At 63.3% G+C, this 22736-nt stretch carries 18 protein-coding genes and 1 riboswitch; of the genes, 3 read left to right on the forward strand and 15 right to left on the reverse strand.

Annotated features, from left to right (window positions below; translation table 11 throughout):
- Nucleotides 1-2: 2 nt before the first annotated feature.
- From ACYVGU_RS11010 to ACYVGU_RS11025, 4 genes are read right to left on the reverse strand one after another with little or no spacing between them, the layout of a single operon-like run.
- Nucleotides 3-2489, reverse strand: coding sequence for a TraG family conjugative transposon ATPase (locus ACYVGU_RS11010; protein ID WP_460622128.1), 2487 nt, complete (start codon nt 2487-2489; stop codon nt 3-5).
- 28 nt (nt 2490-2517) lie between these two features.
- The gene (locus tag ACYVGU_RS11015; RefSeq protein WP_460622129.1) at nt 2518-2850 is read right to left on the reverse strand and encodes a DUF4133 domain-containing protein; all 333 of its coding nucleotides are present in this window, start codon (nt 2848-2850) and stop codon (nt 2518-2520) included.
- An 11-nt stretch (nt 2851-2861) separates the two neighbouring features.
- Complete coding sequence (locus tag ACYVGU_RS11020) at nt 2862-3179, reverse strand: DUF4134 domain-containing protein (RefSeq protein ID WP_460622130.1); 318 nt, start codon at nt 3177-3179, stop codon at nt 2862-2864.
- A gap of 42 nt (nt 3180-3221) precedes the next feature.
- Entirely contained in the window at nt 3222-3776 is a 555-nt protein-coding gene (locus tag ACYVGU_RS11025; protein WP_460622131.1) for a hypothetical protein, read from the reverse strand.
- Nucleotides 3777-4288: 512 nt separating this feature from the next.
- Between ACYVGU_RS11025 and ACYVGU_RS11030 the strand changes: the two genes are divergently transcribed.
- Entirely contained in the window at nt 4289-4993 is a 705-nt protein-coding gene (locus ACYVGU_RS11030) for a dihydrofolate reductase family protein (RefSeq protein WP_460622132.1), read from the forward strand.
- A 118-nt stretch (nt 4994-5111) separates the two neighbouring features.
- On the opposite strand, the gene ACYVGU_RS11035 is transcribed toward ACYVGU_RS11030, so the two are convergent.
- The 5 genes from ACYVGU_RS11035 to ACYVGU_RS11055 all read right to left on the reverse strand — a co-directional run bounded on the left by ACYVGU_RS11035 (nt 5112) and on the right by ACYVGU_RS11055 (nt 10313).
- The gene (locus ACYVGU_RS11035; RefSeq protein ID WP_460622133.1) at nt 5112-6032 is read right to left on the reverse strand and encodes a helix-turn-helix domain-containing protein; all 921 of its coding nucleotides are present in this window, start codon (nt 6030-6032) and stop codon (nt 5112-5114) included.
- A gap of 129 nt (nt 6033-6161) precedes the next feature.
- Nucleotides 6162-7148: an aldo/keto reductase gene (locus tag ACYVGU_RS11040; RefSeq protein WP_460622134.1), complete on the reverse strand. Its 987-nt coding sequence runs from the start codon at nt 7146-7148 to the stop codon at nt 6162-6164.
- A gap of 121 nt (nt 7149-7269) precedes the next feature.
- Nucleotides 7270-7767, reverse strand: coding sequence for a response regulator transcription factor (locus tag ACYVGU_RS11045; RefSeq protein WP_460615189.1), 498 nt, complete (start codon nt 7765-7767; stop codon nt 7270-7272).
- Nucleotides 7768-8359: 592 nt separating this feature from the next.
- Nucleotides 8360-8549: riboswitch (cobalamin riboswitch) on the reverse strand.
- 301 nt (nt 8550-8850) lie between these two features.
- The gene (locus ACYVGU_RS11050; protein WP_460622135.1) at nt 8851-9327 is read right to left on the reverse strand and encodes a hypothetical protein; all 477 of its coding nucleotides are present in this window, start codon (nt 9325-9327) and stop codon (nt 8851-8853) included.
- 170 nt (nt 9328-9497) lie between these two features.
- Nucleotides 9498-10313, reverse strand: coding sequence for a ParA family protein (locus tag ACYVGU_RS11055; protein WP_460622136.1), 816 nt, complete (start codon nt 10311-10313; stop codon nt 9498-9500).
- A gap of 1015 nt (nt 10314-11328) precedes the next feature.
- Here ACYVGU_RS11055 and ACYVGU_RS11060 point away from each other — a divergent pair.
- A complete protein-coding gene (locus ACYVGU_RS11060) occupies nt 11329-11649 on the forward strand; it encodes a MobC domain-containing protein (RefSeq protein WP_460622137.1) in 321 nt (106 codons plus the stop codon).
- Nucleotides 11646-12482, forward strand: a complete 837-nt coding sequence (locus ACYVGU_RS11065; protein WP_460622138.1) for a relaxase family protein — start codon at nt 11646-11648, stop codon at nt 12480-12482. Before ACYVGU_RS11060 ends, ACYVGU_RS11065 begins: the two co-directional genes overlap by 4 nt.
- Nucleotides 12483-12555: 73 nt before the next feature.
- Here ACYVGU_RS11065 and ACYVGU_RS11070 read toward each other — a convergent pair whose 3' ends face one another.
- The 6 genes from ACYVGU_RS11070 to ACYVGU_RS11095 all read right to left on the reverse strand — a co-directional run bounded on the left by ACYVGU_RS11070 (nt 12556) and on the right by ACYVGU_RS11095 (nt 22661).
- Complete coding sequence (locus ACYVGU_RS11070; protein WP_460622139.1) at nt 12556-13788, reverse strand: PQQ-dependent sugar dehydrogenase; 1233 nt, start codon at nt 13786-13788, stop codon at nt 12556-12558.
- A 258-nt stretch (nt 13789-14046) separates the two neighbouring features.
- Entirely contained in the window at nt 14047-14304 is a 258-nt protein-coding gene (locus ACYVGU_RS11075) for a VOC family protein (protein WP_460622140.1), read from the reverse strand.
- A gap of 433 nt (nt 14305-14737) precedes the next feature.
- Nucleotides 14738-15847: a vWA domain-containing protein gene (locus ACYVGU_RS11080; protein WP_460622141.1), complete on the reverse strand. Its 1110-nt coding sequence runs from the start codon at nt 15845-15847 to the stop codon at nt 14738-14740.
- Nucleotides 15848-16029: 182 nt separating this feature from the next.
- On the reverse strand, nt 16030-18342 hold the full coding sequence (locus ACYVGU_RS11085) for a DUF5682 family protein (RefSeq protein ID WP_460622142.1): 2313 nt from the start codon (nt 18340-18342) through the stop codon (nt 16030-16032).
- Nucleotides 18343-18509: 167 nt separating this feature from the next.
- Nucleotides 18510-19607 carry an ATP-binding protein gene (locus tag ACYVGU_RS11090; protein ID WP_460622143.1) on the reverse strand — a complete coding sequence of 366 codons (1098 nt, stop codon included), beginning with the start codon at nt 19605-19607 and terminating at the stop codon, nt 18510-18512.
- A gap of 9 nt (nt 19608-19616) precedes the next feature.
- Nucleotides 19617-22661, reverse strand: a complete 3045-nt coding sequence (locus tag ACYVGU_RS11095) for an SWIM zinc finger family protein (RefSeq protein ID WP_460622144.1) — start codon at nt 22659-22661, stop codon at nt 19617-19619.
- Between the last annotated feature and the right edge of the window lie 75 nt (nt 22662-22736).

Genomic DNA, 22736 nt, shown 5'->3' on the forward strand with positions numbered 1-22736 from the left:
ATTCAGTTCTCCCGCAGCTCGGCGGCAAATAGCTTGATGGCCGTAGCCATGTCCCCGGTCTGCCTGAACTTCTCCAGCCGCCGCACTTTCTCGGTTTCCTCGGTGGTGTAGGTCACGTACTCTTCCTTGGACACCTCCAGGGCGTACACTTTCGACACGACCCCGCCTAAAGAGATGAACACTTCCGTGTAGCGGCCCCGCGCGGCCTTGTTGTCGCGGTTAATGCTTAGCACCAGGTCCTTTTCCTTGGGCGTAAGCGAGAGCAGGGCCTGGATCTCGTCGAAGCGGCCCTGAAACTTGCGCTGGTCGAGCAGGATCTTGCAGTCCGAGTTGTTGAGGATGGCGTCCTTGACGATCTCGTTGCCGATCAGGTCGTCAATCTCCTGGGTTACCACGATGGCCTCCCCGAAAAACTTGCGCACCGTCTTGAACAGGTACTTGATGTAGGCGGCCATGCCGGCCGTGGTCAGCGCCTTCCAGGCCTCCTCAATCAGAATCATCTTGCGCACCCCCTGGAGCTTGCGCATCTTGGAGATAAAGGTTTCCATGATGATGAGCGTGACCACCGGAAACAGGATGGGGTGGTCCTTGATGTTGTCCAGCTCAAAGACGATGAAGGGGGCCTGCACCAGATCCAGCTCCCGCTCCGAGTTGAGCAGGTAGTCGTACTCCCCGCCCCGGTAGTAGGGACTGAGCACATAGAGGAAGTTGTCGAGGTCGAAGTCCTTTTCGCGTACCCGCTCCTCTTCCAGCACCCTTCGATAAGAGCTTCGGACAAACTCGTAGAACGTGTTGAAACTGGGCCGGATATGCGGGTGTGCTTCAAGCATTACATAGTACAAACTCACGGCCGTGGACAGGGACACGTACTCGGACTGGCTGACCGTCTCCTCGTCCTTTTTCCAGAGCACCTGCAGCAGGGTCTTGATGCTTTCCTTTTTCTCTACGTCCAGCTGGCCCGAGATCAGGAACGGGTTAAAGGCAATGGGCTTATCTTCCTCGTAGGTGAAGTACACCCCGCCCACGAGCTCACACAAACCCTGGTAGGAGTTGCCGGTGTCCACCAGCAGCACGTGGGCGCCCTGCTCGTAGTACTGGCGCACCATGTGGTTGGTAAAAAAGGACTTGCCCGAGCCCGAGGGGCCCAGCACGAACTTGTTGCGGTTAAAGATCACCTGCCGCTTCATGGGCTCATCCGAGAGGTCCACCAGCACGGGCCGGCCGGTCAGGCGGTCAGAGAGCTTGATGCCCTTGGTGGCTGCCGTGGAACGGTAGTTGGTTTCGCAGGCCCAGAAGCAGACAGCCTGCTCAATAAAGGTGTAGAAGGTTTCCTCGGCGGGAAAGTCGCCGGCGTTGCCCGGGATGCCGCCCCAGTAGAGCGCGGCGATGTCCACCGTGTTTTGCCGGGGCTTGCAGTTCATAGCGTTGAAGGCGGCACTAACCAGCTTGCGCACCTCCCCGAGCGCGTCCTCCCGGGGGGACCAGGTGAGCACGTTGCAGTGCACCCGCACCGGGCGGCGCTGCTGGGCCAGGAGCTCCTGTAAGTACGCGTTGTAGTACTCATAATTGATGGCGTTCTGCCTGGAGTATAGGGAAAGGGAGCGCAGCCGGTCCTTTTTCTGCTCAAAGGTCCTGACCGTCTTCTGGGTGTTATCCAAAAACAGGTACTGGTTCAGGATGTGGTTACAGCCCAGCAGCAGCCCCAGGGGCGCGGCAAAGGAGATGGGAAAGTCGGAGTGCTCGGTACTGTAGGGCTCGTAGCGCACGTCAGTTTCCACCGACGGGGGCAAGTCATCCAGGTTGGCTACGGAGAACAGCTGGCAGTACTCCGCCCCCACCTTCAGGCCCGAAGTTAAATCCAGGTCTACCTGCCGGGCCTGGTCGGAAAAATCCAGGGACAGGTACTTTTCCAGCAGCCCGGCCTTTTCCGCCGTGCCGGCCAGCTCGTCCGAGGTAAGCCGGCGGGCCCGGATAAAGGGGGCGTTGGCGGGCCCCACTCCTTCCAACGTCCGCACGAACTGGCCGACGGAGTCAAAAAAGCTTTCCAGCACCTTCGGATCGAGCATGTCCCGGGGCACAATGTGGCGCCGGGCCAGTAGCCCCGAGGTGCTGCGCCAGGTGGGCCGCTCCGACGAGCACTTGGTGATCAGCAGGTAGCAGCAGTGGTTGAGGAAGGGCCGCTCGTGGAAGTGGCGCTCGTAGGCCGCGGAGAGCAGCGTGCGCTCGGCCTCGCAGCCCGGGGCATACTTGTCCTCCACAAACCAGTCCTGCTTGTGCACCACGCAGTGGTCGGGCAGCAGGCGCACGGCCTTGACCAGGGCCGACTGCAGCAGGGCGTAGTCGTCCCGCGAGAGGGTAAAGATTTCCGGCAGCTCCAGCTGGAAGGCCACGGTCACGTCGGCATTCTTCGAGATGAGGCAGTCCTTTTCCACCTTGTAGATGGGCTGCTTGGACTCCAGGGAAGCGGAAGGCAGAACCTTGGTGCGCATAAGCAAATGAAAGCACCCACCCCGGCCGCTAGGCGCGGCCGGCCGGGTCCTGGTTGAGGCGTTGAAACAGGCGGCTGCGGCGGTTGGTGATGTAGCGGGGCGAGGCGCGCCGGGCCGCCGCCTTCATCAGCCCGTGCTCGCCAAAGCGGCGGTTCAGGGCATACACCCCGGCCCAGAGGGCGCCCCCGGCCAGCAGGGTGAGCAGCGTGATCAGCAGCAGGGGTACGCCCGCCAGGTAGCCGGTCACCAGCAGGGCAAACCCCAGCCCGATGCCGGCCACCAGCAGGTAGATGTTGCCGGCTACCAGCCCCTTGAACTCCACGGGCTTGTTGATGCCCCGGTTTAGATCGTAGACGGGCATAACCGAGGCGCTTACAGAAAAAACGAGCGCACCACCGTGGCCACGATCACCAGGAAAATCATGGACCCAAACCACGACACGGCCGTTTTCTGGGTGTCCTGGTCGCCGGAGTTCCACTTGCTGTACACCTTGATGGCGCCCACCAGCCCCAGCACGGCCCCGATGGCGTACATCAGGCGGGTGAGCGGGTCGAAGTAGCTGGTCACCTGGGTGGTGGCATCCTGAATACCGGCCGTGCCGTTGCCGCCGCCGGTTTGGGCGTAGAGCAGCTGGGAGCTGAAAACCAGGGCCACGAGGGCCAGTGAGGCGATAAGAGGCTTCTTGTTCATATCGAGCGGAAAGGATGGTAGGGGAAAGCAATAAGGCCGGGGCTAGAGCTCGTCCGCCCCGAAGAGGGCCGCCAGCTCGGCCTGGTACTGATCCAGGTGCTGGGCCATCTGCGCCGCCAGGCAGGAGCCTTGCAGGGCCGGCGGCATCGGCGGGTGCTGGCCCGCCTGCAGCAGGGCGATGTAGTCGCGGACTGACTCGGCGGCTATCAGCTGGGGCGCCGGCTCCACCGCGATAATATCCCGGGGCGAGGCCACCGGCTCGTCAAACGAGGCCAGCGGCTCATACCGGCTCCCGCCGGTTTCCAAGACGGCGGGCGCGGGATTCATTTCCTCAGACAACTCGACCACTTGTTTTCGGACTAGATCAGCTAGCCGTTCATCAACCTGGTCGGCTTCTTCCCGGGGAGGTTCGTCCCCCATCGGCGCGTCCGCTTGGCCAGCGCTGGCGGCTGCCGTGGCCTCCACGTTCTCGGCCGCGCTGGCCCCTTCCTCGTAATCGGTAGCCATCGCAGTTGAAGGGGGCAGCTCACCGGCTACAACTGGCTCGGTAACCACGGGCAGGTTTTCGGCCGCGCCCTGCTCTCTTACTGAGGCCATCCCCGCGGCAACCGGGGGTTCACCGGCAACCGGGGCGGCCGGGGCAAAGGCCGAAGTCGGGCGCACCAGCGGGAGTGGCGCCGGCGGGTCGGTCGGGGGGTGGCGCCCGCGATTGCCGAAATTACGCAGGGAGGTGAGCTCCGCCCGGTAGTACAGCAAGCCGACTACCCCGTAGTAGAGCAGGAGCAGAACCAGGATAAACAAGCCAAACTGGCTCCAGGAGTACGCGCTGAGCATGGGCAGGAAACAAGCGTGGCACCCCGGGTCAGCCGACCCGAGCGTGGACGTGTCAGATCAGGGGTTAACTGGTGCAAACCTATCAGAGGCCCTTACCCGGTCAGCAGAAAGTTGACGAGCGGCCGGAAATGGCCGGCGAGGTGCAGCACCCCTACACCAACGGCCGGACCGCTTTGCTTGCTTTATGGCAGGGTCGCTGCGGCGGGCCCTCCCCGGCGCGCCCCTACTGGCCGCTTGCCCTTCTCCCCAGCACCAACCTAACCGTATAAGGGCCCATGAAACGACCTTATATCATCTGCCACATGATGTCCTCCGTGGACGGGAAGATCCTCTCGGCCAACTGGCGGGACGAAGAGCTCACCCAAACCTTTGCCGGCTACTTTGAAAAGTACCACGTTACTTTTCCCAGCCAGGCCTGGATGTGCGGGCGCATCACCATGGAGCGCGACTTCTCCGGCGGGCTGGCTCCAGAGCTGCTGCCGGCCCCGCATCCCATTGCCCGGGAACCCTTTATCGGGGATGCCAACGCCACCTCCTTCGCCATTGCCGTTGATGCGAAGGGCAAGCTGGGCTGGGAAAGCAATTCTACCCACGGCGACCACCTGGTCGAAGTGCTGACCGAGCAGGTCAGCGACGAGTACCTGTACTACTTGCAGCGCCGGGGGATCTCCTACTTGTTTGCCGGGAAAACCGACATTGATTTCGCCTCGGCCCTGCACCAGTTAGCGACGCTCTTTCCCATTGAGACCCTCATGCTCGAGGGCGGTGGCCACCTGAACGGTTCCCTGCTGAACGCCGGCCTAATCGACGAGCTCAGCCTGCTGCTGCTGCCCATTGCCGATGGCACGCCCCACTCCCCCACCACCTTTGAGGTTAGCGACTACCTGCCTAAAGGCCCGGCTACGCGGCTGCATCTGCAGCAGGTCCAGCAACTCGATAACGATGTCGTCTGGCTGAAATACCGGTTTATCGCGGCCTGAAAACCGCTTGGCCCCGCGCCCGTACGGGCGTGGGGCCTGACCTTGGCTACGAGCTGAGCTTGCTTAACCCGGGAAAAGGGCCGGTCCCTGCCACCGGCGTTAAGCAAGCCCAGCAGCCTTAGGGGGCGGAAAGGCGAAAGGCGGCGGGGGAAAGACCGGTTTTGCTTTTAAACAGCCGCGAGAAATACTGGGGGTACTCAAAGCCGAGCTGAAACGCTGTTTCGTTGATGGACAGGGAGGTAGTCAGCAGCAGCCGTTTAGCTTGCTCAATCAGGGCCCGCTGCAGGTGCTGCTGGGTGCTTTCCCCCGTGAGGGCGCGCAGCATGTCGCCCAGGTAAGCGGGGGATACGTGCAGGGCGTCGGCGAAATACTGCACGGTGGGCAGGGACTGCTCGCCCTCCCGCCGGAAGTAAGCAGTCAACTCCGCCTCGAACCGGCTGAGCAGGTCGTGCTCGGCCGTGCGCCGGGTTAAAAACTGCCGGTGGTAGAAGCGGTTAGCGTAGCTGAGCAGGACTTCCAGCTGGGCTACCAGAACGTCCTGGCTGAAGGCGTCAATGGGCCGCTCGTACTCCCGCTGAATTACCTGCAGCAAGCCGTCGAGCAGGGCTTCTTCCTGGGCCGAGATGTGCAGGGCCTCGTGTACGTGGTAGGAAAAGAAGCCGTACCCGTTAATTTTCTGTCCCAGCGGGTACTTGCGCAGCAGGTCAGGATGAAACACCAGCATCCAGCCGCTAAGCCGGGAGATATCCAGGCTGGCGTCCAGGGCGCTTACCTGGCCGGGAGCCATAAAGCCCATGACGCCCTCGCCGAAGTCGTAGGACTGGTACCCGTAGCGCACCTTACCCTGGAAATTCTTTTTCAACCACACCGTGTAGAACTGCTGCTGCAAGGGCGGCAGGTCGGCGGGCAGCACGTTCTGCCGGGTCTGCTCCAGGTCGATGAGCGTGAGCAGGGGGTGGGCCGGGGCCGGCAGGCCACAAAGCCGGGTGTAGTCCGTAACGGTGCTGAGCACCCGAATATCCTGGGAAACTTTTTTCATGTAACGGGGACGCTCGGGCGGAGGTAAAAAAATGGCTATTCCGGGCACCGGCCTGGTCCCGGACCCGAAGCGGCCGCTAGCAGGCGAAAGGTACGCTATTCACCCGGGTCCTGCCTGACGCGCGCGGGCTTAGTACGCGGCACCGGCCGTGCTGCCCACGGGCAGGTTGGCGTCAATCTCCGCCAGCTCCTGCGGGCTTAGGCCAATGCTGGCCGCTGCCACGTTGGCTTCCAGGTAGGACACGCGCTTGGTGCCGGGGATGGCAACCACCCCCTGGGCCAGTACCCAGGCCAGCGCCAGCTGGGCGGGCGTTACCCCCTTGGCCCGGGCCAGGTGTTCCAGCTTATCCACCAGCTGCCGGTTCCGGGCAAAGTTTTCGGGCTGGTAGCGCGGCATGTGGCGGCGGAAGTCACCGCCGTCCAGGTCGTCCAGGCGTTTGATGGCCCCGGTCAGAAAGCCCCGACCCAGGGGCGAATAGCCCACGAAGCCGATGCCCAGCTCCCGGGTTAGCGCCAGCACCCCGTCGGCTTCTACGCCCCGGTCAAAAAGCGAATATTCGGTTTGAATGGCCGTCAGGGGGTGCACGGCATGGGCCCGCCGGATGGTCGCCACCGGCACCTCGCTTAAACCCAGGTAGCGCACCTTGCCGGCCTGCACCAGCTCGGCCATGGCGCCCACCGAGTCCTCAATGGGTACGCTAGGATCCGGGCGGTGCATGTAATACAGGTCGATGTAGTCGGTCTTGAGGTTGCGCAGGGAGCGCTCAACCGCCTGGCGGATGTACGCGGGCTGGCCGTTGATGGCCAGGCTGGGGCTAAGCTGCCCGGCCGCGTCAATCTCATAGCCGAACTTGGTGGCAATCAGGTAGTGCGCCCGCTGGCCAGCTATGGCCTTGCCCACCAACTGCTCGTTGAGCAGGGGGCCGTAGAGGTCGGCCGTGTCCAGGAAGTTCACGCCCAGCTCCCGGGCCCGGTGAATGGTGGCAATGCTCTCGGCTTCGTCGGCCGGACTGTAGATGGTCATGCCCGCTAGCGTGGTCATGCCCATGCAGCCCAGGCCTTGAACGGGAACCACGAGGCCCTGGCGGCCCAGGGCCACGGTATGGATGCTGCTCATATCCTTGTTGTAAGGGAAGGTGAAAAAGAAAACGTAACTGCTGGCAAAGGTCGGCGGCTGGCTTCCCTGGACTTGTATACAAACCGCCGCTTCTGCAGCACATATCGCGCCTTCCTCTCCCCTACCCGACCATGTAGATCCGGCTTTTCAGCTCTTCCCGGCAGGAGCGGCTGACCGGCACGCAGCTGGTGCCCAGCTCCACGCAGCCTTCCTCGTAGGCCTGCACGTGGTCCAGGTTGACGATGTAGGAGCGATGAACTTTCAAAAACTGGGCGGGCAGCTTCTCCGCCAGCTTTTTCAGGGTGGAGTCAAACACAAACTTTTCCCGCACCGTGTGCAGGCGCACGTAGTTCTGCAGGGCCTCAAAGTACAGAATCTCTCGGAGCAGCACCTTCACGTAGGCGGCCTCCTTGCGCACGAACAGGTAGTCCCGGAGCTGGGGCCCCGGCCCTGCCGCCGCGAGAAGCTCCGGGCGCGAACCGGCCGGCCGGGACAACACCTGGAGCGCTTCCTCATTACGAGTCACCGGCTCCAAGGCCTGGTAGCCCAGCCGGGTTAGCAGGCGGGTAATTTTGTCGGCCGTTACAATCTCGTCTTCAACTATGAGGATGGTAGACATGGTTGGGTTGTGGGGGAAAGGTTACGCAATGAGTTCAGGCGCGAAGCACTTTTCTGCCCGTGCCGGGGGCTGGCGGCTGGTCCCTGCCCTTGGCCCTATCCGGAGCAGCCAGGCAACCCGCGGCTCCCGGACCGTAGCCGCCGCGGCGGCCCGAGCAGGAGCTTGCTTTGCAGCGCCCGGTTCCGGGCAGCTGCACGGTGAGGGGGCCGGGGCACGCCGGGGTAAGCCGGCGGCGGAAAGCCGGCGCGCTAGGGATATGGAGGGCTAAATGAGCGGGAGTCCGGCGGGGCCGGGCGGGCCGCTGCCCGGGCAGGGGGCAGCGGGCAAGTGGCTGGAAAAAGCAAACACAAGCTTCCAAAGCGCGGGAAGCTGGGGAAGGCAAGCAGGAGCATACTACTTCGTTTGGGGAATGGAAGCACCATTCTCGCAACAAACAAATGCCGGCTCTAACAGCGGGGGCAGGGTGGCCAGACCGCCAGGAAGAGAGCCGGAATACCCTGCCGACCGGCGGGCACGGAAGTCCCGGGCGGGCGCGGGGCTACTTCACTTGGGGTCAATGTGCCAGAGATCTACCCCTACGTGCGAGGGCATTCGTCTCCAATCGTAGCGGGCAAGTATCCTGACTTGTGCCATTATAGTCGGCCTTCTCACCCCTTCAGGGCAATGGCGCGGCAGTTGACTATAACTGGGGGGCACTTACAGTTGCGCGACAGTCCGTGAATCTCACACGGTTCCTTTTTAATCCCGGAATTACCCGGAAACCACACTACGGCAATTGAAGATTGCAAAGAACATGGGATGCGGCGTATACGCGGCCTGATTTCCTCCGGTTGCCGGAAAAGGCCCTTTGCAGCCCCCTAAGGCCCTTTTGCGGCGCCCAGGCGGCCGCCAAACAAAGCAGCCCAACCCCGGTGGCGCTGGCGCACAAGGAGTTGGGCTGCAATTTTTTAGGCTTGCGCTGGCGGGCCGTTTCCCCGCCGGACACGAATGGGGCCGGGCCGCCGCAGAAAGCCAAGAAGACCCCGGCTTGCGCCCCTCTCCCCTACCCTGCGGGCCCCGGGCGGCTTGCGCGGTTCCCGGGCCTTATTTCTTGGGCGCCATCATCTGGCGCAGCTGCTTTTTCATGGCCTTCAGGATCTGCGCCTCGTGCTCGGCCCGGAAGCGGTTGAGAATGTTGTGGATGATGTCGGGGGCTGAAGCCCCACTGCCCAGGATAAAGCCCAGGTTGGTAAAAAACTGCTGGTGGTCAGCCGTGATGCGCAGGGTTGTCCCCTTCTTTTCCGCGGAGGGCACGAACAGGGAAGCCAGGTCCAGCTCGCCCGGAGTTGCCGGGAGCAGGGACTCGGCCGGGGCGGCCTCGGCTTCCGCCAACTCGTCCTCGTCTTCGTCCTCCTCCTCGTCCTCCGGCTCGGGGGCCGCTACGACCGCGGGAGTCGGGGGCTCCTGCCCTCCCCTGGCCGCCGGCGCGGCTTTGCCCGAAACCCGGGCGGGGGCCGGCTTTTTTGGCTCTGGCTGGCTTGCTGCCGCCGGGGTGGGCTCAGCCGGGGCGGCAACGGCCACCGGGGCCTGTTCTGGGGCCGGTTCTGGGATCGGTTCCGGGGTGGGCAGGCGGGGCGCCTCCCCCATCAGGCTGAAAGCCGCAACCCCGGAGGTAAGGGCGGCAAGTTCGCGCTGGCGCCGCTCGGCCGCGGCCTCTTTCGATTCTGGTGTTTTCTTGGCCATGGGAACAGTTATTTCGCGTTATCGTCCAGGGTATCCGCCGCTACCGCAGTGGGCTGCTCGTATTCCACCGGAGTGAAGTTGATGGTCTTGCCGGAGGGCGTGACGCTGCCTTTACCTTCCACCAGGTCCAGAATCTCCGTTATCAGGCTGCCGAGCCCAAGCTTGCCGAGCTCCTTTTCCGGCATGGGGAACATGGTGGAGCGCTTGTCCTTGATGCTGACCAAAGACTCCACCCGGCTGTTGAGCAGCGGGTAGCCCTTTTCCCGGAAAAGCTCGGCCGTCTTGGTGTAAACCGTGCGCTTCTCCGCCTTCAGGAATTTATTCCAGAAGGCATAGAAGCCCACCAGGTTGGACTCGGGGCGCTGGGCCTGGGTGAAGTTGCCCAGGATGTGCATGTAGGACATGGTGGAGGCAATGGTGCCCATGTCCGGCTCCATGGGCAGGAAGATATACTCCACCCGCTCCAAGAGCTCGCTTAGGCCGGCCACGTTGACGGTGCCGGGGGTATCGACCAGGATAAAGTCAAACTCCTTTTCCGCCAGCGTATCGATGGCTTCCACCGCTTTCTCCATGCTGGAGATGGCGATGGGATATGGGGTAATCCCCTGCTTGATAAGGCGCTCCTGGAAGGCGACATCAGACTGCAGCTGCTGCTGCTCGTGGTGGCGGTAGGCGTGCAGGGTGTTCTGGGGATAGTCGCAGTCCAGCATGGCGACCTTGTAGCCGTACAGGTAGCAAAGCGCGGAGGCCACGTGCGTGCCGATCGTTGACTTCCCCGCCCCTCCTTTCTGAGTGGCGAAGGCAATAACCCGGGGTTGTTTCATGCGGAAGCTAAGGTAAAGAGCAAAAGAATTGATGCGGGCCGTAATAACGCAATAATGCTTTGAAGCGATGCTTCAAAGCATTATTGAAGCGCTATCATGTTGCAGCAAAGAAGCATGGCTTTATTGCTTCTTTGCTGCAATAATATTTTGAAGCACTGCTACAATGCTTCAAATGTATAGCGAAGCATTAATAAAACGAAGCGTTGAAGCAGAATAATTATGAGGCAAGGATACAAATCTTCAGGGCACTGTTGATACGGTGAAACTATGCCACAACGAAGCATAGCTTCATATTACTTTTGAAGCAATGCTTCACACGATATATGAAGCATTGCTTCAATAATTTAAAGGACCAATGACACAATGTTTCTTTGATATTTTGAAGCAAATATGATTTGAAGTAATGACACAAGGCGACTATGATATCTTGTTTTATTGAATCGTTGAAGTATCGCTTCATATAACTAATGAAGTATTGATGCATTGTAATTTCGCTTCATTATGTCAATGCTTCAATGAAGCAAAGTTACATCGAAATAATGAAGCTTATAATTCAAACATAGATAATCGCTAACGGTGATAAACTGAAGCCTTGAAGCATAGATTCAATGAAGCACGAATATACCTGGTAGTACGAAAGAGAAGTTGTCTTCAATGTCACTAGCTAGTAGCATTGAAGTGATGAAGCGCTGAAGCGCATACCACATCGAAATTTGGCTTTAAGGTTTCGCTCCTGAAAAACTAAAAGCACCGACTCAGACACTTCAAGAATTAAGCTTCAGCGATATGTTGGAGCTTTGAAGCAATGAAGCATACGGTGCTAGGTTGAACACCTGGTTGTATGGCTTCTATGGTTAGCTGCCGTAGCCGTGAGCGCTGGATAAAGCAAGCCATGTCGTTGTGTACACAAGGACATGGCTTGCTTTATCCAGCGCTTACCAGAGGGAGAAATGGGGCAAAGCAGCCTTTTAACGAATTTTTCCGTAGGGTAGCGGCGTGAACCCACGTAACTGATATGAGCGTCGAAGCTAAGCCTGAAACGGTAGAAGTAAACCGCGACCAGCAGATCCACTTTCGGGTAACTGCAACTGAAAAGAAAGCCATAGCGGCCAGGGCGGCCGCGGCCGGCTACCGGAAAGTATCCGATTATCTCCGGGAGTTGGGAATGGGAGCCCCGGTCAAGGAAGCCATGCCGGCGGAGCTGCGCCGCCAGCTGGTGGGCCTGGGGACCAGCCTTCATCAACTAGCCCACCTGGCCCAGACCGGCCAGGCCTTCCGCGCCCACGAAGCCGAGCTGCGCCAAGCCCTTTCCTTGATCCGACGCTGCCTGGTATGATCGCCAAAACGGTAACGGGTAAAGACTTTGAAGGCGCCCTCACCTACGGGGCCGGCCTACGGTCGGGGAGGGAGAAAACACCTGGGGAAGCGCCCCTCCTGGTGGTAGCCAATGTTATTCCCGGCAGCCCCCAGGAGATGGCGCGGGAGATGCAATCGATCGCGGGCCTGAGCAGAAAAATACGCAAGCCCGTGTGGCACACCGTGCTCTCCTGGAAGGCAGGGGAGGTGATCAGCCAGGCGCAAAAAGTAACGGCCGCCCGCCGGTACTGCGAGCTGATTGGTGCCCCCATTGACCGCCACCAGGTAGTCGTATACGAGCACCGGGACAAGCAACACGCCCACATTCACATCTACCTTAACCGGGTGCCCGTTGACGGTGGGCCGGCCCTGCGGACCGATAATAATTACTACCGGCAACCGGGTATTGTCCGGCAAATAAGTCAGGAGCTGGGCCTGCAGCCCTTGCCCGAGCGCCGCCGCCGCCAGGAGCTGGACCCGAAAAAGGCCGCGGTGCGCGAACAGGTACGGCAGATGCTAGGGGAGATTTTCAGCCGGACCGAGAGGGGAGGGGAGGAGTGGCTGAAAGCCCAGCTGCACCCGCACCGGGTGCAGGCACGCTTCCGCCATGACCGGGGCGGGATCCTGCGCGGGGTCAGCTTTGAGGTGGAGGGAGTACGCGTCAGGGGGCAGGAGGTGGGCTTTCCAGCCGCCCGGCTGCGGGAAGTGTTACGGCCAGCGGCCGCCCGAGAGCGGGCAGTGGCCCCGCCGGCCGGGACCACCCCTTCGCTAAAGCCCTTGGCGCAGAACCGCAGAAAAGGGCCGCGGATATAACCAAAAAAAGCCCCCGCCGGGAGCGGGAGGCTTTGTTGGCTGGTGTCAGCTGCCGGGCGCCAGGCCCCGGTGGCTAGTCGCGGTCGATGCGGTAGAGGCGCCCCTGGTCGGTGATGGCATACAAGGCCCCATCCGGGCCCTGGGTGAGGTCGCGGAAGCGCTGCCCTTCCTCAGCCAGCAGGCGCTCTTCGCCCACTACCCGGTTGTTGCTGATCACCAGGCGCACGATGTGCTGGCCGCTGAGGGTGCCGATAAACAGGTTGTTTTGCCATTCGGGCACGCGGTTGCCCGCGTAGAAGGTCATGCCGCTGGGCGACACCACCGGGTCCCAGTAGTAAACGGGCTGCTCCAGGCCCGGGCTTTCCTGGAGGCCACTGCCCACCGCCTGGCCGCTGTATTCCAGGCCGTAGGTAATGGTAGGCCAGCCGTAGTTGGCCCCCGCCCGCAGGCGGTTGATTTCGTCCCCGCCCCGGGGGCCGTGCTCACTTTGCCAGGCCTCCCCGGTGACAGGGTGCAGGGCCAGCCCCTGGGGATTGCGGTGGCCCAGGGAAAATAGCTCGGGGCGGGCCCCGGCCTGGGTAAATACCGGGTTGCCGGGCGCTGGCTGCCCCTCCCGGGTGATGCGCAGGATCTTGCCCAGGCCGGACGCAACGGCCTGGGCCTGGGGCCGGGTAACCAGATCGGACCGTTCGCCGGTGCTCACCAGCAGGTGGCCCGTGCGGTCAAACACGACGCGCCCCCCGTAGTGAAGGGTGCCCTCGTAGGCGGGCTCCGCCCGGTAGATAACCCTTACCTGCTCCATGGTGCGGTCGTTGTCGGCCAGGCGGCCCTTGGCGATGGCCGTCAGGTTGCCCCCCGGGCGGGCCTCGGAAAAGGACCAGTACACCAGCCGGTTGGTGGCAAAGTCCGGGTCCAGGCACAGGCCCAGCAGCCCGCCCTGCCCGGCGGCGTTTACCGGGGGCAAGCCCGTAATGGGCTCACTTATTGTACCGGAGGCGGAAACCAGGCGCAGGCGGCCGGCTTTCTCGGTAACCAGCAGGCGGCCATCGGGCAGCGCCGTGATGCCCCAGGGGTTGGCTAAGGACGAAGTGATGGCCGCGGCCCGGTAGCGGGTGGTGGTCGTTACCCCGCCCACCCGGGTCTGCCCCGCAACGGCCGGGCGATAAGAAGCATTGGGGGCCTTGGTTTCAACCGGTTTCCCGGTGGTAGGGGGAGCAGGGGTAGAGTCGGGAGCGGCATCCCCCGGGCGGGAGCACGAAAGCCAGGTGAGCGAAGCGGCCAGGGTGAACATCAAACGGTATTTCATGCGCGGTGTTTTTGGTGGGCGGCAGGCAGCGGGCGGTTGCCCCTTGTCTCAGAACGTAAAGGCATGGGGAAAGGGGGTAAAATGCTCGGGTGGGCAGGCACGTTTTCTTAAAACCTAGGGCTGCTTTGGTTGCCTTAAAGATCTGCTCTGCGCGGCCTTGCCCTTCGCGACGGGCGCCCTAGCCCTGGTCCGGGGTGCCCAGGGGCGAGCCACCTCGGTTGAAGGCAGTACTTAGGATCCCTGCTGCAGGAAACCGGTTTATCCCGGGCGAAATTCGCCGATGTGCCACAGAATGCCGGAGGGGTCCTGCACGAAGCCCTCCCTGCCCCAAGCTTCCTGACGAACCGGTAGAAGGCGTACGCCCTCGTACTGACTAGGTAAGTCCAGGGCGGTTAGTTGCGCCCAATACTGCTCAACATCCGCTACTTCCAAAAACAGCATCGTGTTATCAACCCAGTCTTGCAGGTAGTAATCCTGCAGGTAAAAGCCTACGCCCTGGAGGGAGAAATACGACATAGCTGGGGAGATAACCAGTTCGGTGAAACCAAAGGCGCAGTAGAAACGCCGTGACACAGTAAAAGCTTTGGCTCCGATAAAGGCACGGATGGAAAGGACTGGTGAGGGCATGATGGCAGGGGATTAAGATGCTGACGGAATACGGCCTGCAGTACCGGGCAAGATGTAGCTTCTTGGCCAGACATGAGTTAAGGGGCGCTGACAATAACTTTCTGGTTTGTCACGATGCACACCATCTACCAAAACGGCCCGCCTGGGTGCGGCGGGGCCATGCGCCTGGAAATGTCTGCGCAGGGGCAAAGCACTCGGAAAGGGAGGGGGGAGTACACGTTCAACCCGGGCGATGCCCGTGCCGTCCTACCCACCTGGCCGAGTAAGCCGCGCCTGAGTCAGCCGACCAGAGGGGTTGAATGCTCCGTATTAAGGCCCTGGTTTAGGCCTGCGCTTTTAGGGGGTGCCCCTGGATGGCGGCGGCCATCAGCTCCGGAAACCGCTCCGGCGTGCAGGCAAAGCTGGGAATCCCCAGGGCCGCCAGCTGCTCGGCCACCCGGCGGTCAAAGCTCGGGGCTCCCTCATCGCTGAGGGCCAGCAGCACCACCAGGTTGACTCCTGCCGCCTTCAGGGCGGCCGCCCGCTTGATCATTTCCCGTTCATTGCCGCCCTCGTACAAATCCGTCACCAACACCAGAATCGTATCGGTGGGGCGGGTGATGAGCTGCTGACAGTAGGTGAGGGCCAGGTTGATATCCGTGCCGCCACCGAGCTGCACGCCGAACAGCAAATCCACCGGGTCGCGCAGGGTTTCGCTTAGGTTTACCACGGCCGTGTCGAAGACGACCATGTGAGTTTTTACCGCTTTCAGCGAGGCCAGGACCGCTCCAAACACGCCGGCGTAGACCACTGAGGAGGCCATGGATCCGCTCTGGTCCACGCAGAGCACAATCTCTTTTAGGGCCTGCCCGCGGCGGCCAAAGCCCACTAAGCGTTCGGGAATGACGGTTTTGTGGGCCGCCTGGTAGTGCCGCAGGTTGGCCTTGATAGTGGCGCCCCAGTCAATTTCGTGGTAGCGGGGGCGCGGGTTGCGCACGGCCCGGCTCAGGGCGCCCTGCACGGCCTGGCGCAGGGGGTTGGCCAGCTTTTTCTCCAGCTCCCGCACCACCTTGGTGATCACTTCGCGGGCCGTGGCTTTGGCTTTCTGGGGCATCACGCGGCTGAGCGACATGAGCGTGCCTACCAGATGCACATCCGCCTGCACGGTGCGCAGGATTTCCGGTTCCAGCAGCAGCTGATTCAGCCCCAGGCGCGTCATCGCGTCCTGCTGCATCACGGCCACAACTTCGGTGGGAAAGTACTCGCGGATATCCCCCAGCCAGCGGCTTACCCGCGGGGCCGACCCGCCCAGGCCGCCCTTGCGCTCGGCTTTGTCGCCATCGTAGAGGGCCGTGAGCACGTCGTCCATGCGGCCATAGTCGGGCGGCAGGGGTACGGCATTGGCCGCATCGGCCGCGCTACCCAGAACAAGCTTCCAGCGGGTGGTATTCATGGCGGTAGGAAAAAACAGTTAGGCTGGTGGTGGCAGGATAGAAAATGGGTGGCGTCGACGTGGAGGCAAGGGTGCCCCCAGGCAAGACCCGGGGATAGGGAGCCCGGGACTTCAGGGGGCCGCAGGCATAGGCAGGGGCAACTGGAGAGTAAAAGGAGGGGGGAGAGGGCATGGTCATGATGTCAGGCCGCTGAGAAGGGAGCCGCCCCCAGCAGAGCCCGCAACCCCGGCAGCACCCGCGCTCCGCGGGCTAGGTTAAATTCCACCTGCTCGGACGGCGCCAGGGGTGCCGCCGAATCCTGCCCGGCCAGCTCCAGGATTTGGCGCCGCTCGGGCACGGAGAAGTCGGTGAATGCGCGGCGCAGCAAGGGCACTATCTCGCGGAAGGTGTCCTCCGGCAAGCTGCCCAGCCAGCTGTCCAGCAGCCCAAACAGCTCGCGGTGGTAAATCAGCAGCAGGCCGCTGCCGCGCAGAAATCCCTCGATCCAGGCCGTGGCGTAGTCCGTGGGTTGCGCCGGGGCCAGTGCCAGGCCCAGGGAGGTCGCCGTCGTGGCCGTATCGGCCTGCTGGGCGTCAAAGAGAAAGCGGGCCGCGGCCCCGGCCAAGAGGCCGTTGCTGGCGGCGTTGCGTTGCACAGCGCCCAGGGCCGCGTACCAGTCCGCCTCCTGCTCGGGCTGCTGCAGCAGCCGAATAGCCTGGTGGGTGCCTTCCAGCAAAGCAAGCAGGGGGCGGGCCGCATCATAGTCCAGGCCCGCACAAGCCGCGGGCAGGCCAATGCAGAGGCGGGGCACGAGCTGCTGCACCACCAGGGCTACCTGGGCCGTGTCGGTGCGGCGCACGTTGCCGTAGCGTAGTACCTGAACCAGCGGGGGCAGGGCCGCCAGCAGGTGGGTGACGTCGCGCGTACTGGCCCCAATCGCTGCCAGCCGGGCAACCAGCGCCGGAATGGCCGGGCCCAGGTCGGCGCGCAGCGCTTCCTCCAGCAGCTGGCTGACCACCTCCAGGCTGGTAGCTTCCTCGGCGCGGGCGGTCGCCCGGGCCGCGGCGGCGCTGAGTATAGTATTGCCCCAGCGACCGGCTTCAATGACGGCCAGGGCCAGCTCCGGCTTCCAGGCCAGGTGCCAGATTTCGTGGAAAGTGCCGCTTTTGCCGCTGGCCTGCTCGGGTTCACCCCAGGTGATATCCAGCAGGCGCAGGCGGTGCAGCAAGTGGCTGCGCTCAAGCTGGGAGGGCTGGCGCAGGTCCAGATCCAGGGGCTTGGGCAGGGCTTCGGGCTTGAGGCGCAGGGTTTTCTGCTGCTGGGTGAGATCCTGCTGCAGGGGGGTGGCCGGCAGCCCGGCGGGCACCTCGCCCAGCTTGTCGCCAATCACCAACGCCTGGTGCACCAGGGCCAGCGGCTCGGCATAGCCGCCCCCTAAAATGGCCACGGCCGCCTCCTGCAGCTCCTCGATGCCCGGCAGCGCCAGCCCGCGCACGGCCGCCAGCGCCCCGGCCAGCCGCACCCCTTCAATGGCATGGGCGGAGGAGGCCTCTACATCCTGCCCCCGCAGCAGGCGGGTGGCCTGCACCATCCAGTACGTGAGCACCTGGGCCCGCGGCACGGTAAAGAGCACCTCGTACCAGGCGGGGGAAAGCACCCCCGCCCCGTAGCCCGAGCTAAACGACAGCCGCTCGTAGGTCCAGGGAATCCAAGTAGTTTCCGTAGGTACCTTTTTCAAGCCCTTGAGCCGGGCCTTGTCTTCTTTCTTTAGCAGCTCGGCGCGCAGCACCGGCGCGTGCCAGGCCCCGCACACGACTGCCACCCGTTGGTAGCCCTGGGCGAGCGTGGCCCGCAGCGTCTCCCGCATAAAGGCCTCGCGCAGCAGGGTTTCTTCGGTTTCGGGGCGGGCCAGCTCCTCGCGCAGGGCCGTCATCAGCTCCAGCACCACGGCAAAGGTGTCGGCGTTGCCGGGAGCGTGCTCCAGGTGCGTTTCCCACCACTGCTCGGAATCGGTGTAGCCCGCCAGCCGGGCAATGTAGGCCACGGGGTCGGCCTCCGGGGCCGCGCTGCTGTCCTGGGCCACGGCCCCGGCCGAGGTATCTTCCGGGCTTGGCTGTTCCTGGCCCGCGGACTCGGGTGCTGGCAGGGTAGGGGAGGGGGGCCCCGGGGCGGCTAACGCAGCCGCGTCCCGCATTCCAAACCGCAGGGACATCGGCAAATCCATGCCCCGCAGGTGGGCCTGGTGGCGGGCGCACCACTGAATGGCCTGCCACTCCGGCGAGAACTCGGCAAACGGCAGAAACGTAGCCTGGCCCTGCTGCTTGGGGTTGTAGACCAGCAAAGCCACCGGCGGCAGCAGCTCCGGGTGGGTGGCCGTGGCCAGGGCCGCTTCGGCATCGGCCGGGCACTCCAGCAGCACGATATCGGGCTGGAAATCATCGAGCGCGGCCAGGAGGCTGGCCGCGCTGCCGGGGCCGTGGTGGCGTATTCCGAATAAGCGAAGGTCGGCAGGCATAGGAAATAAGCTAAAGACCGGTTAACTGTTGCCATCCCGGCAAGGCTGCGCCCCGGGTAGGGGGCACCGCCGTCGCCGGCCCGTCGGGAAGCTTATCGGTAACCAGGATAATGCTCATGAGATAGGGATGTCAAAATCGTTGGCCCAGCGTATGGCAGGTACTTTTACTAGTCCACTACCTCTCGGCAGGCACGGTACAGGTCCTTCCACCCGTCCCGCTCCTTTACCACTGTTTCCAGGTATTCCAGCCACACGACGCGGTCGGGAGCGGGGTCTTTGATCACGGCTCCGGTCAGGCCCGCGGCCAGGTCGTGGGCGCGCAGGGTGCCGTCGCCGAAGTAGGCGGCCAGGGCCAGGCCGGAGTTCATGACGGAAATGGCCTCCCCGGTGCTCAAGGTGCCGGTGGGCGATTTCAGCTTGGTCTTGCCGTTGTCGGTCACCCCAGCCCGCAGCTCGCGGAAGATGGTTACCAGGCGGCTGATCTGCTCCAGGGCCGGCGCCTCGACGGGCAGCTGCAGGGCCTTGCCCTGCTTGGCAACCCGGGTTTGCACGATGTGCACCTCCTCGGCCAGGGTGGCGGGCAGGGGCAGCACCACGGCGTTGAAGCGCCGGCGCAGGGCGCTGCTCAACTCGTTTACGCCCCGGTCCCGGTCGTTGGCCGTGGCAATCACGTTGAAGCCCTGGGTGGCTTGAATCTCGGTGCTTAGCTCGGGAATGGGCAGCACCTTCTCCGAGAGCATGGTCAGCAGCGTGTCCTGCACGTCCGACGGAATCCGGGTCAGCTCCTCAATGCGCACCAGCTGCCCGGCCTGCATGCCCTTGTACAGGGGGCTGGGCACCAGCGCGCCCAGGGAGGGCCCTTCGGCCAGCAGGCGGGCGTAGTTCCAGGAGTAGCGCAGACTGTCTTCGGCCGTGCCCGCCGTACCCTGCACCAGCAGGTTGGTGTGCCCGCTGATGGCGGCGGTCAGGTGCTCGGAAACCCAGCTTTTAGCCGTGCCCGGCACGCCCAGCAGCAGCAGGGCCCGGTCGGTGGCCAGGGTAGCCACGGCAATCTCCATCAGCCGCCGCTGCCCGATGTACTTGGGCTCAATCTCGAAGCCGTTGTCGAGCGTGCCGCCGAGCAGGTAGGTTACCACGGCCCAGGGGGAGAGCAGCCAGTTAGGCGGTTTGGGGCGGTCGTCGGCCGCTTTCAGGGCCGCCAGCTCCTCGGCGTAGAGGTCTTCGGCGTGGGGACGCAGCAAGTCAGGGGGAAGGGTAGTCGCCATACAGCGGGCTTAGGAGAAGAGGGGGGTTGACGGTTCGGTAAGGCTGGCGGTCAGCTGCTGACGAAAGCGCACGGAGTCCAAAAACTGCTCGACCAGGGGGGCCACGGCGGGGTATCTTTCGGCCAGGGGCTCGAGCACCGGGGGGCAGGCCGGCACCTGGTCGTCGGGCAGGCTGCTGGCCAGCCGGGTTAAAAGCGCCGACAGGCGCTGGTAGGGCTCGGCGTAGTGGTTAGCCACCCGGGGCGTCAGCACATCAGCCAAGTGACGCAGCGTGGCCCGGACGATATCGGCGGGCCACGGGCCGGGCAGGTAGGCCAGGAGCTCTGGCAAAAACTCGGGGGCCTTGGGGCGGTGAGGGGGCAGCTGGCGGCGCACCCAGGCTACCATCTCCGCCTGGGTCAGCAGCCCCAGCAGGTGGGTGGCGGTTTGGGGAGGCAGCACCTGCTGCCGGCTGAAGTGACGCAGCAGCAGGGGCAGGGCAAACACCTGATCCTGATGCACAACGGCGGCCCGGGCCCAAGCCGTCAGCAGCAGCGGCCGCCAGTCTGTGGCCTCGGCCAGCGTCAGCAGATCCTCCGCGGAAACCTGCAGGTGGGCAACCCAACGGCTGGGAGGAATCAAGGCTAGCAGCTGGCCCAGCTGACCCGCCCGCTCGCCGCCCTCAAAGCTGGCCGTTTTCAACTCAATACCATCCGTAAGCCACGTTTTGTCCCACTGCTCAGGCAAGGCTACCACTAGCTTGTTACGCCCCACTAACGGGCGCTTCACCGTAAGCAGAGGAATGGCCCGGTGCCACAGCCGCTCGACCAACCCCGATTCTGGCAGGCGCACCAGCAGGGGCACCACTGTTTGGCGCACTTCTTTGCTTTTAGATGACAAATAAGATGTCAGCAGGGGCGCGTCCGCGGCCGTCAGTGCATGCTCCAGTTCTGCTAACAACGCGGCCTGGGTAGCGGCCGGCTCAGCTGGTAAGGCTGCCGCTACTAGTTGGCGGGCCAGCTCCGGGTTGGACTTGCGCAGGTTCTGAAGTAGAAACCGGCGCTGGGGAAGGGTGCCCGTTTCCCAGGTGGTCGGATCTTCTGCAGGGTGCTCCATGGCTAGCCTAGCTTGCCATTCAGGATTTTGCTGGGCCAGCCAACGTCCCCGCTCCCCCAGGATCGCCAGCAGGGGTCCGGGCAGATGCAGGCGAAAGCTTTCCGTGTTCAACGCGGCCACCAACAAGCTCGGCGGAACCAGGCGCTGGTGCTGCCCCATCCGGGTCCAATAGTCGGTGCGAAACGCCCCGTAGCGGTTGGTTTCCAGCAATGTGCGGAATAGCTCGGTGCCCAGGGGGCCCAGGGGCTCCCAGCTCTCGGCTGGGGCCGGAGCTGGTACTGATACCGCCGTCTGCGGGGGCTGGAAGCCGGCCTTGTGCAGGAGAGCAAGGGTTCCGGCTACCAGCAGCAGCTGCTGCTCTGGGCTGTCCGCTGGCGAAGTTATTCCCGGAAGGAAAGGAACGGATTCCCCACTCTGGCGAGTGCCCAGCAGCCCAATGCGCAGCAGCTGAGAAAAGGCCGGATACCTGATTTCTGGCAGGGCTTCGCTGATTGGGCTGGCTTCTGTAGTAGGCCCTTGCTGCTCGGCGGAGGGGAAAGCAGCAGAGACCAGAGCGGTGGGTGGGGCAAGCGCTTGCCCTGCCGCATCGCTGCTGGCCTTCCACGGCCAGCTTCCCAGCGGACGGAAGGCTTGGCCGTCCCATTCACCAAACAGCGTAAGGGCATGACCTCCACTTTGGGCCAACAGCTCCCAGGGGGCCTCTTCCCGAAGAAAACGCAGGGGGAGGGCCGCTGCTTCGTTGGGGTGCTGAAGCACCCAGCTGCCATCGGGCTGCCGTACGGGCACCACCTGGCTGAGGGCGGCCGGCCACTCGCGCAGCCAGGGTTGGCGGGCCAGGGCGCCCGCGTAGTCATCCAGGAGCTGAGGTATCCGCTGAGCCGGGGGAGTATCCCTTTCCGGGCCGGATGCTTCGAAAGTCAAGGTTACCGGGGCGGCCCGAAGGGGAAGGGGGCCAGGGTAATACAGGACCTGCCCGCTGTAGACGCCATTGGGCACCAGGGGCGTAGCAAAGGGTTGGCTGCCGAAGGCAAACTCCAGTACTAGGGCGTAGCGGCCACTGACCAGCCCGTGCAGCCAGCTGCGCCGGGCCGTGAGCCGGTCCTCTTCCCAGGTTACCTGACCTAGGACCTGCCAGCGGTCAGTTTGGGGAGGGGAGTAGGCGGCCAGCTCCTCTTTTTTAATCGTTACCCCGACCTGCTGCAAAAGCTCCTGGCGGGTGGCGGCCGGTACCTGGTCCCGATTCTGGAAGGCCCGCACCAGCCAGTACAGCTCGCCGAGCCGGGCCAGCAGGCGGCGCGGCCAGTCCGCGTGCGCGTGGCGCAGCAGGCCAAGCTCCCGGATAATGCCGGCTATACCAGGCAGCTGGTTGTCAACTAAACGGGCCGCCTGGTTTGCCCAAAATTTAGCGGGCTGCTGATCAAGCGTCGCCAGCCCGTGGCGCACCAGGTCGAGCAGCCAGGTGTCCAACTCGTTTATACCTTGCTCCATCCGAGCTAGCCGGGCGGGCGACACCCCGCTGCCCGACTCTTCACTGACCTTGCCCTCGAAGTTCTCAGGGGCAGCGCTACGCGGATTTTCCGCTGCAACGGGTGGAGTAGGCGCTACTTTTACCGCCTTTTTTTCCTGCGTTTGCAAGCGCTTAGCCAGCCACTCTTCCAGCCAGGTGGGGGGCTGGGTGCCAGCAAAAAGGGCCGGCTGGCGGGCCAGCAATAGCAGCAGGCCCGCTCCGTGCTTGCAGGGAAACACCCGACTCGGGCAGGAGCACTTAAACGCCGGCTCCCGCAGGTCAATACCGGTCAAATAGGGTTTGGAGCCGCTGCCGGCGCACTCACCCCAAGTAGCCGCTTGCGTACGGCCCAGATTCGCCCACTTGGTGGGTTGAGCTAACTGCTTGCCGCGCTGCAAGGTGCCCGCGTCCGCGACGAAAGCCTGGGCTTGGTCTTCGGAATAGCTGATCAAGAAGTAAAACGAATAAGGTACGCTGGCATGACACCGCAAAATAGCGACGGAAGCCACATTCTCCCTGCTTTTCCC

It is taken from the genome of Hymenobacter tenuis, assembly GCF_054780495.1.